Below are 14,840 nucleotides of genomic sequence, written 5' to 3'. Positions count from 1 at the left end.
GCGCCGACCGCCCCGACCGTGCGGACCGGTCCGCACGGTCGGGGCGGTCGGCGCCGCGGCCGAGATCCGGCGCGGGCGGACGGCCGGTGCCCGGGTGGCTGCGCGAGGGGTCGTCCGGACCGGTCGGACCCGGGGCGCCGGGGCCGGGTACCGCGGGGGCGCCGCGACCGTTCGGGTCGCGCCGGACGGATCCGGGCTCGCTCGGACCCGGCTGCGAGGGACCCGGCTGCGAGGGACCGGGCCGGCTCGGGCCCGGACGCCCCGGACCCGGTCGGTCGGGGCCGTCCGCCCCGGGCACGTGGCGCCGGGAGGGCCAGGGCTCGCGCGGGGCCGGCGGCTCGCCGCCCGCCCGGCCGGAGCCGTTCGCGACCCCGTTGCGGGTGCCGGCGCCGTTCGCGGTGCGCGGCGGCGCGGGCTCCTGCACGCGGGGCCGCTCGCCGCGCCGGGGCCAGGGCTCGGCGGAGTGCTGCGGCGGCCCCGTGGGCACGCGGGGGTCACGGGCGTCGCGGGTCTCCCGGACGTCCTCGCGGGCGCGTCCGGTGCGTGCGTCGTCGGCCACGTCGGACACCCCCTTCTGCACAGGCGACTCGGGACCGTACGGGCTGGTACGTGAGGCGGGGGTGTGCGGGCGTCCTCGCGGGGAGGGCACCGGGTCCACCGCCGGCACGCGGGATCTCGGCGGCGAGATCCCGGCGAGGATACTGCCCGTCACGACACGGCCAGGGGTACCCCTACTGGTAGGAGACGAACACCGGTCGGGCGGGCCCCACAGCCAGCGTCTCGGCCGGCTCGAACATCGGCCGGTCCTCGTCGTAGAAGTTCTTCCAACCCCAGGTGACGCCGGGTGGGACATCCTGGTGCAGACGGTTCCAGGTCTCCATCTTCTCCCCACGCGTGCCGAATCCGTCGGCGTGCAGCAGGACGGACAATTCGTCACGGTCCGTGACGAGTTGCTCTCGGTTCCGGATCATCTGCGGCTGGAACTGGTGCAGCATCAGCAGCTTCTGCGGCAGGCGCGCCTCCCGGGTCAGGTCGGCGAGCCAGGTCACGACGGCGTTGACCTCCGCCGCGTCGACCGAGCCCACCTGGACCCGGTGCTTCTGGCCCGGGCGGAGCCGCCATTCGGGGTCGAGCGCGAGCCCGACGTTCGGGCGCTGCAGCAGGTCCGAGTAGCGGCGTGCCTGCGTGAGGAAGTCGCTGCGGCCGGACTGGAGGTCCAGCACGACGTACACCCCGGCCTCCGCGGCCGCGTCGACCCACGGGCGGAGGGCCTCGGGCCGGGACTCCGCCGAGTAGTCGCCGTCGGCTCCCGGGGCCGAGCTCGCGACGGTCGCGATGATCTCGAAGGCCGGCACGACCGGCTCGCCGGCGAGCGGCGCGTACTGCGCCGCGAGTGCGCGGGCCCGCTGCACCGAGGCCGCGACGCCCTGCTCACCCAGCACGCCGAGTGCGGGGGCGCCCGGATGGCCGTAGAGGGCGACCATCGTGCGCCCCGGGGAGAGGCGGTGGCCGCCGCCGGGCAGTTCGGGCACGGGCGGCGGGGTGGAGGTGGTCGCGGGCGGGGGAGATGTGGTCGCGCTCGGCGGTCCCGCCGCGGCGTCGAGCGGCGCGGCGGCGCTGCTCGCGCACCCGGCGAACAGCAACAGGCAGCCGAGAAGGGGGAACAGGTGCCGGATCCGCCACGTCACTGCGCGAGCCATCGGTGATCACGCTAGGCGGCGCCGGCGGCGTCGCCCGGCGACACGCGGTGGGCGGCCGAGGGGTGCACCCGGTCGGCCCAGCGGTCGGTGGTGCGCCGGACGGTCGGTGCGCGGAGCGGGTGCCCGCCCGTCAGCGGATGCGGGCGAGGGGACCGGTGGGCCCCTCCTCGCGCGGCGGGCGGCCGCGGAGGATCCGCTTGAGCGCGGCGGTGTGCCGGCGGCTCACCGGCAGCTCCGGCGCGCCCGGCCCGTGGCCGATCCGCACGACGTACCCCGACCCGGACAGCCGCAGCTCGGTGATCAGCGGCAGCGAGACGAGGTAGGCGCGGTGGATCCGCACGAACCCGGCCTCGCGCCAGCGCTCCTCGAGCACCGACAGCGGGATCCGGACGAGGTGGCCGCCCTCCGTGGTGTGCAGCCGGGCGTAGTCGCCCTGGGCCTCGACGAACCGGACCGTGGACCGCGGGACGAGCTTGGTGGTGCCGGCCAGCTCGACCGGGATCACTTCGTCCTCCGGCGGCTCCGGCCGCGCCGGCTGGCCGTGCGGCACGGGCTGCGGCGGCATCGGGCGGCTCTGCGCCCGGGTGGCGAGGGTGCGGTCGATCGAGCCGGCGAGCCGCTCGGAACGCAGCGGCTTGAGCAGGTAGTCGACCGCGCCGATCTCGTAGGCGTCGACGGCGCGGTCGTCGTGCGCGGTCACGAACACCACGGGCGGCGGCGAGGCCATGGCCGACAGGACGCGGGCGAGCTCCAGCCCGTCGAGACCCGGCATCCGGATGTCCAGGAACACGACGTCGACCCCGGACTCGCCGGGGCGGCTCCCGAGGATCCGGAGGGCCTCCGTCGCGTCGGGCGCCGTGAGCACGGTGCCGACGCGGTGGTCCTCGTTCAGCAGGTGGGCCAGTTCCTGAAGCGCCGGTTCCTCGTCGTCGACGGCCAGGACCGTCAGTCCGTCCGAGACCTGCGTGCTCACGAGCGCCTCCTCGGGCATGTCGGGGAGCGGGCCGGGGAGCGGGCACCGCCACCTGTCGTGCCCCGACACCTGTGGGTGACTGCCGGCACAACGCTAGCGAAGGGGTGCGGTCGGCTCGACGACCGGTCGACGGCTGTTCCTCCCGCAGAGGCGAACGGCCCTACCGAGGCGTCGGCGGGGGCGTGTCCCCGCGTGTCCAGACCGTGACCGACCGTCCGGGAGCACCGGACGACCGTTCACCGTTCCGTCGCCTCGCCAAGGCGATCACCGCCGGCGAGGAGGGGCTCCGCCGTCCGGACAGACCCCGTCCCGTCGCGACCCGTCGCCCGTGCCGTCGCTGATCAGCGACGAGCCGACTGGGGTCGGGTCGGGTCACGGTCGAGGGGTAAACGGCCGGCGTCACTCTTCGTGACGGCCGCCCGGCGGCGCGAGCTCGAGACGTGCGGGAGTGCGGAAAGGTTCCCGCCGACGTCCGGATGTGATGTTGACCCGCCGTGACCGCAACCCGGTTGCCGCAGCCGCGGCGGTCCGGGCACTCTGGACTCCGTGATCGGGACTCGGGAGGTGGGAGCGGTGCCGCACGTGCCGCCTTCGCCGTGCCGGCACGGTCGCCACGCGCGCGGGTGGTGTCGCGGTCGCTGACCGTTCCCCCCGTCGCCCGTCCCGGAGATCCCGATGCGCCCCCTCCTGATCCGTCCGCTCCTGAGCCGTCGTCTCCCCGTCGACCATCTGCGGACCGCGAGCGCGCTGTGTCGGGCCGAGGTCTTGACACCCGCCGATCCCGCCGCCGTTCACGTTCGTCCGTAGGAGTACGACATGACCGCCCCGATCCACGACCAGGAGGCCGCCACCCCGGCGCCCCGGGCCGAGCAGCCCGAGCAGGACCAGCAGGCCCGGCAGGCCGTGAACCTCGACCCGCCGACCGTCCGGCTGCCGAGGCCGACCCGGGACGACCGCCGCACCGAGATCGTCGACCGGCTGCTCGACGCGCTGGAGGACCTCGTCGCCCGGCACCGTGCGCTGGCCGGCAACCCGGCCCAGGTCGACCTGCACGCCGAGCTCATCGCGGCCGAGGTCGCGCACGAGCTCTCGGTGACCCGCTCGGCCCTGCGCCGCGCCCCGCACCTGCGCAGGACGGGCTGAGCCCGGTCCGTTCCCCGACGGCCCGCGACGCGCTCCGCGTCGCGGGCCGTCGGCGTTCTCGGGTCGTCGGCGTGCCGGTGGTCGGCCTTACCGCTGGTCGGCGGCCCCCGGCCGGCCGGAGGAGCCGGCGCCCTGCCCTGTCGGACGGGCTCGGGACGGGTTCGCCGACCCCTCTTTGGCACCGAGTGCCGAAATAGTAGGGTGACCGCAGACACGCGGATCCGAGCTGCGAAGGGGCAGGCGCGATGGCCAGCACCAAACAATGGTTCGAGACGATCGCCGAGGCACAGCGGCGGGCGAAGAAGCGCCTGCCGCGCTCCGTGTACCTGGCGCTGGTCGCGGGTACCGAGAAGGGCCTCACGATCTCCGACAACGTCGAGGCGTTCAGCGAGCTGGGCTTCCGCCCGCGCATCGCGGACCTCCCGGCCCAGCGGAACCAGGCGACCACCGTGATGGGCCAGGACATCTCGTTCCCGGTGATCATCTCGCCGACGGGCGTGCAGGCCGTGTACCCGGAGGGCGAGGTCGCGGTGGCGCGCGCCGCCGCCGGGGCGGGCACCGCGATGGGCCTGAGCTCCTTCGCGAGCCGGTCCATCGAGGACGTCGCGGCCGTGAACGACAAGACCTTCTTCCAGATGTACTGGGTGGGCAGCCGCGACCAGCTGCTGGCCCGCGCCGAGCGCGCGAAGAAGGCCGGCGCCAAGGGTCTGATCATGACCCTGGACTGGTCCTTCGACTCGGCCCGGGACTGGGACGCCCCGATGATCCCGGAGAAGGTGAACCTCAAGGCGGCGATGCACTTCGCGCCCGAGGTGCTGCGCAAGCCGCGCTGGCTGTGGGACTTCGCGAAGACCGGCAAGCTGCCCGACCTGACCACGCCGAACCTGGCGATCGGCGACGAGGCGCCGCCGACCTTCTTCGGCGCCTACTTCCAGTGGATGCAGACCCCTCCGGTCACCTGGGAGGACGTGGCCTGGCTGCGCGAGCAGTGGGACGGCCCGTTCGCGGTCAAGGGGATCATGCACCCGGACGACGCCCGCCGGGCCGTCGACGCGGGCTGCACCGCGATCTCGGTGTCCAACCACGGTGGCAACAACCTCGACGGCACCCCGGCCTCGATCCGCGCGCTGCCGGCGGTCGTCGACGCGGTCGGCGACCAGATCGAGGTGCTGCAGGACGGCGGCATCCGCCGCGGCTCGGACGTGGTGAAGGCCCTCGCGCTGGGCGCCAAGGCCGTGCTGATCGGCCGCGCCTACCTGTGGGGCATGGCCGCCGCGGGCCAGCACGGCGTGACCAACTCCCTCGAGGTGCTGCGCCAGGGCATCGACTCCACCCTGCTCGGGCTGGGCAAGTCCAGCATCCACGAGCTGTCCCGGGACGACCTGGTCATCCCGGAGAACTTCGCCCTGAACGCGAAGTAGGACGCACACCTCGCCCCATGGCTCCATGACGCGCTCGAAGCCTCGGCCGGAAGCGCGTCATGGAGCCATGACGCGTTCGTGGCCTCCGCCGGCGCGCGTCATGGCTCCGTACTGCGTCAGGACTACACGCCCGCCAGACCGCGGGCCCGCAGCACCCGGCGTTCGAGCGGCCGGAAGACCAGCAGCTCGATGCCGATGCCGACGACCAGGATCAGCAGGACCGCCGAGAACACCGCGGCGATGTCGTTGAAGTCGCTGCCGTTCTTCAAGTAGGCGCCCAGCCCGACGCCGAGGGCCGGGCCCGCGGCGATGATCTCGGCTGCCATCAGCGAGCGCCACGAGAAGGCCCAACCCTGCTTGCACCCGGCCAGGTAGCCGGGCAGCGCGGCGGGGAGCAGGACGTGCCGGGCGCTCGCCAGGCCGCGGGCGCCGAGCACCCGGCCGACCCGCGGCAGGATCGGCGGGATCTGGTCGATGCCCGCCACCAGGCCGGTGGCGATCGACGGCACCGAGCCGAGCAGCACCACGAAGTAGATCGTGGCGTCGGTCAGCCCGAACCAGAGCACCGCGGCGGGCACCCACGCCACCGACGGGAGGCTCTGCAGGCCTGACAGCAGCGGTCCGATCGCGGACCGCACCACCGGCACCTTCGCCACGAGCAGGCCCAGCGGCGTGGCGATGACGAGCGCGATCGCGAAGCCGAAGATGGCCCGGCTGATCGAGGTCCACAGGATCGACCAGATACTGCCGTCGGCGACGATGCCCAGGAACTCGTCCCAGACCGCGGCGGGCGAGGGCAGCTTGTACTCCGGCGTGATCGCGGAGGCCCACACGATCTGCCAGACGACCACGATCAGCACGAGCGCGACGACGGGCGGCAGCACGCTCCTCGACGCCCGCCGCCACCACGGGACGCGGTTGACCGTGGGGGTGTCCAGGGCGTCGAGCCCGGCGAGCGCCTTCGCGCTGTCGTCCGTGCCGCTCCCGCCCTGACGTTCCACGAGCTCAGGCGGCATGGCTGGTGATCACCTGTCGCAGCCGGCCCGTGATCTCCTCGTGCAGCTCCGGCCCGTGCTCGTCGACGCTCCACTCGCGCACGACCGTTCCCGGCCGCGACGAGAGCAGGACGACGCGCTGGGCCAGCCGGACGGCCTCGCGGACGTCGTGGGTGACGAAGACCACCGTGGTGCCGGTGGCCTCCCACACCCGGAGCAGCTCGCCCTGCAGGACGTCCCGGGTGATGGCGTCGAGGGCCGCGAACGGCTCGTCCATGAGCAGCAGGCCGGGGGCGTCCCCCTCGGTGCTGGTGGCCGCGGCGAGCGCCCGGGCCAGCGACACGCGCTGGCGCATGCCGCCGGACAGCTCGTGGGGGCGCTTGTCGCCCACGCCGTCGAGCCGGACGAGCTCGAGCAGCTCCCGGGCCCGCTCGCGGCGGGCCCCGCGGCCCTGCCCCGCGAGCTGCAGCGGCAGTTCCACATTGCGGGCGGCGGTCAGCCACGGCATGAGCGCGGCCTCCTGGAACATGAACGACGGCCGCGCCGCGGTCACCGACACCGTGCCGGTGGTCGGCTCCTCCAGCCCGGCGAGCAGGTTGAGCAGCGTCGACTTGCCGCAGCCGGAGGCACCCAGCAGGCAGAGGAACTCGCCGTGGGCCACGCGCAGGTCGATCCCGCGCAGCGCCGTGACGGCGCCCGTCCCGGTGCCGAAGGTCTTGCCGACCCCCGACAGCTCCACCGCGGTGTGCGCGGTGCGGTCCCGGCGGGCCTGCTCGATCTCGGACCCTGAGCTCGTGGTGGTGCTCGTCGTCACCCGTCTCATCCCTGCTTGTCGAGGCCCGCGGCGTCGACGGGTGTCTGCCCGGCGGCCTGGCGGACGGTGTTGAGGGCGGTCACGTCGACGAAGCCCTGCAGGTTCGTCTCCTTCGGCGTGGCGCCCGCGGTCACGCTGTCCTTGGACAGCTGGGGGAAGGTCGAGGCGAGCGGGTCGCTGTCGAAGCTCAGCTCGGAGAAGGCGCGGTCGAGCACCGGCTGGGACAGCGACGAGTTCGTGATCTGCTTGATCGAGTCGTTGGTGATCGTCTTGGCCTGGTCGGTGTTCGTGGTGGCGAAGTCGATGGCCTTGAGCTCACCGCGCAGCAGCGCCTCGACGGACTGCGGGTGCTCCTGGAGGAACTGCGTCCGGACGATCACGACGGTGGTCGGGAACTTGCCGTCCGGCCACAGGGACTTCTCGTCGACGAGGACCTTCGCCCCGGCGTCGACCAGCCGCGAGCTCCACGGCTCGGGCAGCCAGCCGCCCGCGACCTGGCCCTGCTTGAACAGGTCGAGCGTGCGGGGGTTGTCGATGTTCTGGACGGTGACCTTGTCCGGGCCCTCGCCGATCTCGAGGTCGTTCTCCTTGAGCCACTTCTTGAGCGCGACGTCCTGCGTGTTGCCGGCCTGCGGGGTGGCGATGATCTTGCCCTTGAGCTGGTCCGGGGTGGTGATGTCTGGGCTGGTCACGAGTTGGGCGCCGGCGGAGGTGGAGCCCGCGATCAGCCGGACCGCCTCGCCGTCGGACTTCGCGAAGGCGTTGATGGCCGGGCTGGAGCCGATGAAGGCGACGTCGAGCGAGCCGCCGAGCAGGGCGTTCACCTCGTCCGGGCCGGCGTTGAAGGTCTGGGTGGTCAGCTTCGTGCCGCTGCCCAGCTCCTCGGCGAAGTAGTTCTGGGCGACGCCGATCAGCGCGGGCGCGTGCGTGATGTTCGGGAAGTAGCCGAGGCGGAGCTCGGCGGCGGGGGAGGTGCTGGCGGGAGCGGAGGGCGTGCTCTCCTGCGCGCGCGAGCAGCCGGCGGCCAGACCGACGGCGGCCAGGACGGCGAGCAGGACGGACGCGCGGCGGCGCAGGGCGGGGGCGAACATGGGCGGTGGTGGGTCCTTCCGGGGCGCCGGTCGGCCCCGGACCGGCCGGGACGACCCGGCGGGGTGCGGTGCGCGTCAGGTCGCGCGGGCGCTCGGGCGGGGTCGGGGCAGGGCGCGACGACCGGTGCCCGGGGTCCGGGCGGGCTCGTCGGCCCTCAGCGACATCCCTCGTCGAACGCGTGGCTCCGGCGCGAGGGCCAGAAGCGCTCGAGATCGAACGACCGCAACGCGGGGGCCGGAACGGGGGACCCGTCACCGTGCGCAGCAGTCGTCATGCCCCCATCGTGCGACGCCGAGGCGGACCGGACAACCACGCGACCGGATCCCGGGACCTGCCCTCAATTGACCGGACATCCGGGCGCGTAATGCGGATGCCTTGCCCGCGCCGGGCCGCTCGGCGACCATCGGGCCGTCATACCGAGTACCGACCGGGCCTTACCACGACTACCGGAGCAAGGCCGACTTCGTCCTCGACGTCGTGCTCCTCGGCGAAGGGTGCAGGGCACCAAGGCGGACGCCGCCACGCGGCTGCCGCTCATCGGCTCCCCTCCGGTCGCCGACGTGCGAGCGTCGCAGCGCGCCGTAGACCGGGTGGCGCGAGCAGGTCCAGGCCCGGCGCGAGCGGGTCGCGTGCACCTGCACCCGATCCCCGCGCCGACGCCATGTCGGGCCCGGAAGCTCCCGTCGCGTCCCGAAGGTTCGCGCTCCCGTAGTTCTCCATGGTCGGTTCTCAGGACCCGCCGGAGATAGGTCCTTCCGCGGAAGCTCGCCCGGAGCGGCGGCGCTGCACTCGCCTGGTCACATCTCCGTTGGTCTGATGCAGCAGGGCCGGGGAGAGGGGGACCCTGAGCTGGGAACTTTACCTTGTGTTCGAAGGCGTGTTCGAGTAGTCTCGGGGTATGCTCCCCAGCCCGGTCGCCGACGCGTGCCGCCTGCTCGATGCGGCCGTCGACGCGCTCGCGGCCGCGGCCGGGCCGGGTGCGAGCGCCGCCGAGTTGGTGGAGACGCTGCGGGTGCGCGAGTCGGTGGTCCGGCGGCTCGAGCTGCTCGGGGTGCAGGTGGTGGCCGAGCTGGACCGGCGCGGCACGTTCGCCGAGCACGGCTACGCCTCGCCGACCCGGGCGTTGCAGGATTTGCTGCGTCTCGATCGTGGGGTCGCCGCGCAGCGGGTCGCGGTCGCCGAGGCGGTAGGTGCGCGGGCCGGGCTCGCCGGCGCTGGGCTGCCGGGCGCTGGGCTGCCGGGCGCTGGGCTGCCGGCGAAACTCCCGGCGACCGCGGAGGTGTTCGCCGCCGGGGACACCTCGCAGGCCCACGTGGCGGTGATCGCGCGGCTGTTGGCCTCGCCTCCGGCAGGCCGGTTGGCCCCGGAGATCTGGGCCGGTGCGGAGATCCAGCTGGCCGACGCCGCCGCGGTGTACACCCCGCGGGAGTTGCAGCAGTGGGGCACCGCGCTGCTCGAGATGCTGGACGAGGACGGGCCGGAGCCCGACGACGGGCCGCCGCCGCAGGTCAACGAGCTGCGCCTGACCCGGTTCGTGAGCAAGCCGGGTGGGCGGCTGGTCGGGCGCTATGACGACGCGGCGATGTTCGAGGCGATCACCGCGGTCCTCGACGCCAAGGCTGCCCCGCTGACCGGTGAGGACGAGCGCAGCGGCGCCGAGCGGCAGGCCGAGGCGCTGGCCGAGGTGTGCGGCTGGGTGCTCGACCACGGCGAGCTGCCCGCGGTCGGCGGGCGCCGCCCGACCCCGACCGTGCAGATCCGCCTCGAGGACCTCGAACAGCGCGCGCGGTCGGGGATGCTGGAGTTCGCCGGGCACCTTGCCCCGACCGCGCTGCGGCAGCTGGCCTGTGACTCCGGGGTGGTGCCGATGGTGCTCGACGGTGCCGGGCAACCGCTCGACGTCGGCCGGCTCACCCGGTCGATCCCCGACGGGCTGCGCCGCGCGGTGACGGCCCGCGACGGGGGCTGCGCGCACCCGGGCTGCGACCGCCCACCGTCCTGGTGCGAGATCCACCACGTGATCCCGTGGGAGCACGGCGGGCCCACCGCCCTCGGGAATCTGGTGATGTTGTGCAGGGCCCACCACCGCCAGATCCATGCCACCGACTGGGTGGTGCGGCTGCGCGACGGCATCCCCGAATTCGTCCCGCCGGCCTGGGTCGACCCGGATCGGACGCCCCGCACCCGCCCGCGGACGTGGGGCTCCACGCCCGCCCGGGAAGGCCCGCGGATCGCCGAGTTCGCCTAGCACCCACCTCCCGGGCGCGCCGGATGCTGCCGATCGCCGAGCTCCCTCAGCAACCGTCCTCGGCGGAGGCGGTCGGGACGAACAGCCCCCAGGCCCCGCAGGACAGGCACTTGCGGTAGGTGACCGGGCCGTCGGAGGTGGGGTGGTGCGAGCCGGCGGACCAGGCGTGCCGGTGCTCCGGGTGGGGAAGGGTGCAGCCGGGCCGGACGGTGATGAGCGTGGACATCGGGGTTCCTCTCGTGGTGTCTCGCCGGACCTTCCGGCGGGGGCGGCAACGCCCTGCACCACGATGTCGCCCGCGGGCCCCGGTGCCGATCCGGTGACCGGCCGACGCCCCGCCCGACCGCGGGGTCGGCCGATCGCCCGAGCGGCTACCCGGCGCCCAGCGTCACCCTCGCCCGATCCAGCCCCTCGTCGGCGACCACACCGCGGATGGCCTTCTTGTCGTACTTGCCGACGCTGGTCTTGGGGACCTCGGGCACGAACAGGAAGGTGTCCGGGATCCAGAACTTGATGAAGCCCTCGGCGAGCAGGTGTTCCCGCAGCTCCTCCGGGGAGAGCGAGGGATCGCTCGGCACCACGCAGGCCAGCGGGCGCTCGAGCCACTTCTCGTCCTCGATCCCGACGACGGTGGCCTCGGCGACCTTCGGGTGCAGCATCAGCGCGTTCTCCAGGTCGATCGTGGAGATCCACTCGCCGCCGGACTTGATCAGGTCCTTCGACCGGTCCTTGAGCAGCACGTAGCCCTCGGGGTCGATGCAACCGACGTCTCCGGTGCGCAGCCACCCGTCGATGATCGAGTCCTTGGTGCGGTCGTCCTCGTAGTACTCGCTGGCGGTGAACGGGGAGCGGACGTGGAAGTCGCCGATGCTCTCGCCGTCCCAGGGCAGCTCCTCGCCGGTCGTCTGGTCGACGACCTTGATCTGCAGCAGCGGGATCGGCAGGCCCTGGGTCTGGCGCAGCGCGTAGATCTCGTCCTCGGTGCCGCCGTCGAGGGTGGACTTGAGGGCGAAGAAGCAGATCTGCGGGGAGTTCTCGGTCATGCCGTAGCCCTGCATGACCTCGCAGTCGTACTCGTCGGCGAACCACTTCATGACGGCCTTCGACGGGGCCTGCCCGCCCAGCCAGAGCGTGGAGAGCGACGACAGGTCCCGCGGCCGGTCACCCGCCCGCACGGCGTCGCGGATCATCGTCCCGATCGTGACGGCCGCGTTCATCCCGGTGACGCCGAGGTCCTCGATGATGTCGACGTAGTCGCCCGGGGTCGGGTGGGCGCCCGGCAGCACCAGCGTGGCGCCCTGCAGCAGCGCGGTGTGCGGGATGTTCCAGCCGTTGCAGTGGAACATCGGCGCGACCTCGAGCCAGACCTGCCGCTCGCTCATGTTGAGCTTGTCGTGCATCGCCAGGCACATGGCCTGCAGCACCATCGCCCGGTGCGAGTACACGACGCCCTTCGGGTCGCCGGTGGTCGCCGAGGTGAAGCACATCGCCGAGGCCGAGTGCTCGTCGAACTCCTCGAACTGCGCGTTCTCGTCCGCGGCGGCGAGCAGCTCCTCGTAGGAGTGGACGGGGATGCCGAGACGGTGCGCGGGCACCTCGTCGGCGAGCACGACGACCGCCTCGACCGTGGGCAGGCCCAGGTCCAGCAGGTCGGCGACGAGGTCGAGCTGGTCGACGTCGACCAGCAGCAGCCGGTCCTCGGCCTTGTCGATCGTGAACTTCTGCTGGGCGGGGGAGAGCCGCAGGTTGATCGTGTGCAGCACGGCCTGGATGCCGGGCACGCCGAAGTAGGCCTCCAGGTGCCGGTAGTGGTTCCAGGCCAGCGTCCCGACCCGGTCCCCGGGCCCGATCCCCCACGTCCGGAGGGCGTCGCCCAGCCGGCGCGCCCGTTTGCCGAAGTCCCGGTAGGTGTAGCGGTGGTACTCGCCCGGCCCGAGTCGGGTGACGATCTGCTTGTCCGCGAACAGTCGCTCCGTACGCCAGAGGAACGAGTGCAGGAGCAGCTGGCTGTCGAACATCAGACCGCGCATGGGCGCCTCCACGGTGAGACCCGGACCACGGTGGAGCGTGACATGCTACTCGGCTGCGCGGCAACCCCCGCCGCCCCACGAGATCGTCGCGCCCGTGGGCAGCTCTGCGTGGGCCGCGAGCTCGACCGCGCGGCCGGGCGCGAGGTCCGTGCCAGAGGGAACGGGCTTGGACGCCCGGTTGAAACCGACCTGGCGTCCGCCTCGTCCTTCCAAGACCCCGGGCCGCACTGACCGTTCAGGTGACGCGAAAGACCGGCCAGCCGATCTCGGTGCGCCACGCAGCGGGATCGCTGGTGTCACGAGGGCCGACGACGTAGACCTCCCGCACCGGCCCGGCCACCGACATCGCGTTCTCGACCACCCAGGTCCCCAGTTCGCCGTACGTGACCTCGACGCCGTCGTGCTCGCCGACGTGGGTGGTGACGGCCAGTTCCGCGGGCGGAAGAATCAAGGGGTGTACGCGTCCCGTGCGAGGTGGCGCAGCGGTCGGCAGGTAGACGACCGCGTGACCGCGCTCCTGCTCGAAGAGGGCGTTGTCGTAGCTGCCGCCCGGCGGTCCGGTCGCGGCGGCGCCGACGGCCGCCTCCAATTCGGCCATTGCGCCTGCGTACCAGGTCGCGATGTCGCCACTCCCGACCACGGCCTCCACCGCCGCGACCGTCCGGGCAGGCTCCGCACGCAGCTCGACGTCGATCGGCGCGGGGTCGGGCCGGAGCAGGCGGCGCAGCGACACGACCGCGGCCCGGGTGCGGTCGAGCTCGTCCTCGAGGCGGTGCAGGTGGTCCGCGACCAGGGCCGCCCGGACACCGGGGTCGGGGCTCCGCAGGATCCGCCGCACATCGCTCAGGGGGACGTCGAGCTCGCGGAGCCGGTGGATGACCTGCGCCGGCGGGATCTGGTCGACGCCGTAGTAGCGGTAACCGGTGGTCTCGTCCACCACAGCGGGTTCCAGCAAGGCCGCCTCGTGATAGCGACGCAGTGTCCGCACGCTCAAGTGGGTCAGCCGCGAGAACTCCCCGATCGTCAGCACCCGCTCATTCTGAACGGTCCCCCTGGGGGAGGGTCCACGCCTTGACCCTCCCGCGCCGTGACGTCACATGATGGACGCATGACACAGCACGCCGATGTCCCATCCGATCTGCTCCCCACGACCGTGCGCGAGTTCTTCGCCGCCCACGTCGTCCGCGACGCGGACACCGCCTCGTCGTTCCTCACCCAGGATGCGGTGGTGGTCGACCAGGGCGAGACCTTCCGCGGCCGACAGAAGGCCCACGCGTTCCTGCGGGACGCCGGATCCGAGTTCGAGTACACGACCGAGCAGATCGGCGCTCGCCGCGTCGATGACGCCCACTGGGTGGTCACCGTGCGACTCGAGGGCACCTTCCCCGGTGGCGTGGCCGAACTCGACTACCGGTTCACGCTGCGGGACGACCTCGTCGCCGAACTCGTCATCGCCAACCACGAAGCCTGACCGAACCAGCGCCAGCTTGATCCTCAGTGGAGAGAGAATGTCTAGCTCAGATCGCGATCGTCTGGACGGTCGTCGGGCACTGGTGACGGGCGGTTCGAAGGGCTCGGGCAAGGCCGTCGTGGAGAGACTGCGAGAGATGGGTGCCGACGTCTACGTCACGGCGCGGACGATGCCCGCCGGGTACGAGCACCCTGACCGGTTCATCGAAGCGGACATGATGACGGCAGAAGGCACCGAAACCGTGGCCGCTCGGATCTCTGAGGCCTGCGGCACGCTCGACATCCTGGTGCACGTCGTCGGAGGGGCGTCGACGCCGTCCGGTGGGTTCGCGGTCATCACCGATGACCAGTGGCTCATCGAGCTGAACCTCAATCTCCTCGGAGCGGTGCGACTGGATCGAGCTCTCGTCCCGGCGATGGGCGAGTCCGGCTCCGGCGTGGTGCTGCACTTCACCTCGATCCAGCGTGAGCTGCCCCAGCACGACGCGACCTTGGCCTACGCCGCTGCGAAGGCCGCACTGCGCACATACAGCAAGGGGCTCGCCAATGAGCTCGCGCCGCGGGGCGTACGGGTGAACGCAATCAGCCCCGGCGGAATCGAGACCGAAGCCTACGAGAGATTCGTGGATCGGATCGCCGAGGGGAATGGACTCACACGTGAAGCAGCCAAGCAGACCATCTACGACTCGCTGGGAGGAGTACCGCTGGGTCGGTTCGCGAACACCGAGGAAATCGCGGACCTGGTCGGCTTCCTGGTCTCTGACCGCGCCTCGGCAATCGTGGGCGCCGAGTACGTGATCGACGGCGGCACCGTCCCGACCGTCTGAGTCAGGCATCCGCTCCGAGTAGCCGGTCCAGAGCACCTCCGTTCGGCGGCAGGCCCCTCCGACAGGGGAAATCTCGGACGCTGTTCGGCAATGCCCGGAAGCGCGTCGACGCCGGTCGTCGACCCGC

13 protein-coding genes and 1 pseudogene are annotated in these 14,840 nt (G+C 72.7%); 5 read left to right on the top strand and 9 right to left on the bottom strand.

Annotation, left to right across the window (positions count from 1 at the left end; all coding sequences use genetic code 11):
* From LWC35_RS37370 to LWC35_RS37360, 3 genes and pseudogenes are all read right to left on the bottom strand, one after another.
* Window positions 1–559: pseudogene (locus LWC35_RS37370) on the bottom strand (hypothetical protein); the annotation flags it as partial.
* A gap of 172 nt (window positions 560–731) precedes the next feature.
* Window positions 732–1,700, bottom strand: a complete 969-nt coding sequence (locus LWC35_RS37365; RefSeq protein WP_232875239.1) for a hypothetical protein — start codon at window positions 1,698–1,700, stop codon at window positions 732–734.
* A 130-nt stretch (window positions 1,701–1,830) separates the two neighbouring features.
* Window positions 1,831–2,691 (bottom strand): LytR/AlgR family response regulator transcription factor, encoded by an 861-nt coding sequence (locus tag LWC35_RS37360; protein ID WP_232875238.1) that lies wholly within the window; start codon window positions 2,689–2,691, stop codon window positions 1,831–1,833.
* A 798-nt stretch (window positions 2,692–3,489) separates the two neighbouring features.
* Here LWC35_RS37360 and LWC35_RS37355 point away from each other — a divergent pair.
* Together LWC35_RS37355 and mftD are read left to right on the top strand one after the other, a co-directional pair.
* Window positions 3,490–3,816: a hypothetical protein gene (locus LWC35_RS37355; protein ID WP_232875237.1), complete on the top strand. Its 327-nt coding sequence runs from the start codon at window positions 3,490–3,492 to the stop codon at window positions 3,814–3,816.
* 245 nt (window positions 3,817–4,061) lie between these two features.
* On the top strand, window positions 4,062–5,237 hold the full coding sequence (mftD, locus tag LWC35_RS37350; RefSeq protein WP_232875236.1) for a pre-mycofactocin synthase MftD: 1,176 nt from the start codon (window positions 4,062–4,064) through the stop codon (window positions 5,235–5,237).
* 122 nt (window positions 5,238–5,359) lie between these two features.
* On the opposite strand, the gene LWC35_RS37345 is transcribed toward mftD, so the two are convergent.
* From LWC35_RS37345 to LWC35_RS37335, 3 genes are read right to left on the bottom strand one after another with little or no spacing between them, the layout of a single operon-like run.
* On the bottom strand, window positions 5,360–6,253 hold the full coding sequence (locus tag LWC35_RS37345; RefSeq protein ID WP_232875235.1) for an ABC transporter permease: 894 nt from the start codon (window positions 6,251–6,253) through the stop codon (window positions 5,360–5,362).
* Entirely contained in the window at window positions 6,243–7,055 is an 813-nt protein-coding gene (locus LWC35_RS37340) for an ABC transporter ATP-binding protein (RefSeq protein ID WP_372463171.1), read from the bottom strand. Before LWC35_RS37340 ends, LWC35_RS37345 begins: the two co-directional genes overlap by 11 nt.
* A complete protein-coding gene (locus LWC35_RS37335; protein ID WP_232875234.1) occupies window positions 7,052–8,137 on the bottom strand; it encodes an ABC transporter substrate-binding protein in 1,086 nt (361 codons plus the stop codon). Before LWC35_RS37335 ends, LWC35_RS37340 begins: the two co-directional genes overlap by 4 nt.
* A gap of 899 nt (window positions 8,138–9,036) precedes the next feature.
* On the opposite strand from LWC35_RS37335, the gene LWC35_RS37330 reads away from it, so the two are divergent.
* Window positions 9,037–10,386 (top strand): HNH endonuclease signature motif containing protein, encoded by a 1,350-nt coding sequence (locus LWC35_RS37330; RefSeq protein ID WP_232875233.1) that lies wholly within the window; start codon window positions 9,037–9,039, stop codon window positions 10,384–10,386.
* Between the two features lie 46 nt (window positions 10,387–10,432).
* On the opposite strand, the gene LWC35_RS37325 is transcribed toward LWC35_RS37330, so the two are convergent.
* From LWC35_RS37325 to LWC35_RS37315, 3 genes are all read right to left on the bottom strand, one after another.
* Window positions 10,433–10,612 carry a hypothetical protein gene (locus tag LWC35_RS37325; protein ID WP_232875232.1) on the bottom strand — a complete coding sequence of 60 codons (180 nt, stop codon included), beginning with the start codon at window positions 10,610–10,612 and terminating at the stop codon, window positions 10,433–10,435.
* Between the two features lie 145 nt (window positions 10,613–10,757).
* Entirely contained in the window at window positions 10,758–12,416 is a 1,659-nt protein-coding gene (locus tag LWC35_RS37320) for a long-chain-fatty-acid--CoA ligase (RefSeq protein WP_232875231.1), read from the bottom strand.
* A 235-nt stretch (window positions 12,417–12,651) separates the two neighbouring features.
* Complete coding sequence (locus tag LWC35_RS37315; protein WP_232875230.1) at window positions 12,652–13,446, bottom strand: MerR family transcriptional regulator; 795 nt, start codon at window positions 13,444–13,446, stop codon at window positions 12,652–12,654.
* Window positions 13,447–13,524: 78 nt separating this feature from the next.
* On the opposite strand from LWC35_RS37315, the gene LWC35_RS37310 reads away from it, so the two are divergent.
* Both LWC35_RS37310 and LWC35_RS37305 read left to right on the top strand, forming a co-directional pair.
* Window positions 13,525–13,887, top strand: coding sequence for a nuclear transport factor 2 family protein (locus tag LWC35_RS37310; protein ID WP_232875229.1), 363 nt, complete (start codon window positions 13,525–13,527; stop codon window positions 13,885–13,887).
* Between the two features lie 37 nt (window positions 13,888–13,924).
* Complete coding sequence (locus tag LWC35_RS37305) at window positions 13,925–14,713, top strand: SDR family oxidoreductase (RefSeq protein ID WP_232875228.1); 789 nt, start codon at window positions 13,925–13,927, stop codon at window positions 14,711–14,713.
* Window positions 14,714–14,840: the final 127 nt, after the last annotated feature.

Source organism: Pseudonocardia kujensis (genome assembly GCF_021283305.1).
GTDB classification, from domain to species: domain Bacteria; phylum Actinomycetota; class Actinomycetes; order Mycobacteriales; family Pseudonocardiaceae; genus Pseudonocardia; species Pseudonocardia kujensis.
This window is presented reverse-complemented; position numbering and strand designations above follow the sequence as displayed.

Bases quoted from the DNA above. Each gene is read 5' to 3' on its own strand.
- LWC35_RS37320 (WP_232875231.1), bottom strand. From the start codon at position 12,416: ATGCGCGGTCTGATGTTCGACAGCCAGCTGCTCCTGCACTCGTTCCTC.
- LWC35_RS37305 (WP_232875228.1), top strand. From the start codon at position 13,925: ATGTCTAGCTCAGATCGCGATCGTCTGGACGGTCGTCGGGCACTGGTG.
- mftD (WP_232875236.1), top strand. From the start codon at position 4,062: ATGGCCAGCACCAAACAATGGTTCGAGACGATCGCCGAGGCACAGCGG.
- LWC35_RS37330 (WP_232875233.1), top strand. From the start codon at position 9,037: ATGCTCCCCAGCCCGGTCGCCGACGCGTGCCGCCTGCTCGATGCGGCC.
- LWC35_RS37335 (WP_232875234.1), bottom strand. From the start codon at position 8,137: ATGTTCGCCCCCGCCCTGCGCCGCCGCGCGTCCGTCCTGCTCGCCGTC.
- LWC35_RS37325 (WP_232875232.1), bottom strand. From the start codon at position 10,612: ATGTCCACGCTCATCACCGTCCGGCCCGGCTGCACCCTTCCCCACCCG.
- LWC35_RS37355 (WP_232875237.1), top strand. From the start codon at position 3,490: ATGACCGCCCCGATCCACGACCAGGAGGCCGCCACCCCGGCGCCCCGG.
- LWC35_RS37310 (WP_232875229.1), top strand. From the start codon at position 13,525: ATGACACAGCACGCCGATGTCCCATCCGATCTGCTCCCCACGACCGTG.
- LWC35_RS37365 (WP_232875239.1), bottom strand. From the start codon at position 1,700: ATGGCTCGCGCAGTGACGTGGCGGATCCGGCACCTGTTCCCCCTTCTC.
- LWC35_RS37360 (WP_232875238.1), bottom strand. From the start codon at position 2,691: ATGCCCGAGGAGGCGCTCGTGAGCACGCAGGTCTCGGACGGACTGACG.
- LWC35_RS37345 (WP_232875235.1), bottom strand. From the start codon at position 6,253: ATGCCGCCTGAGCTCGTGGAACGTCAGGGCGGGAGCGGCACGGACGAC.
- LWC35_RS37340 (WP_372463171.1), bottom strand. From the start codon at position 7,055: ATGAGACGGGTGACGACGAGCACCACCACGAGCTCAGGGTCCGAGATC.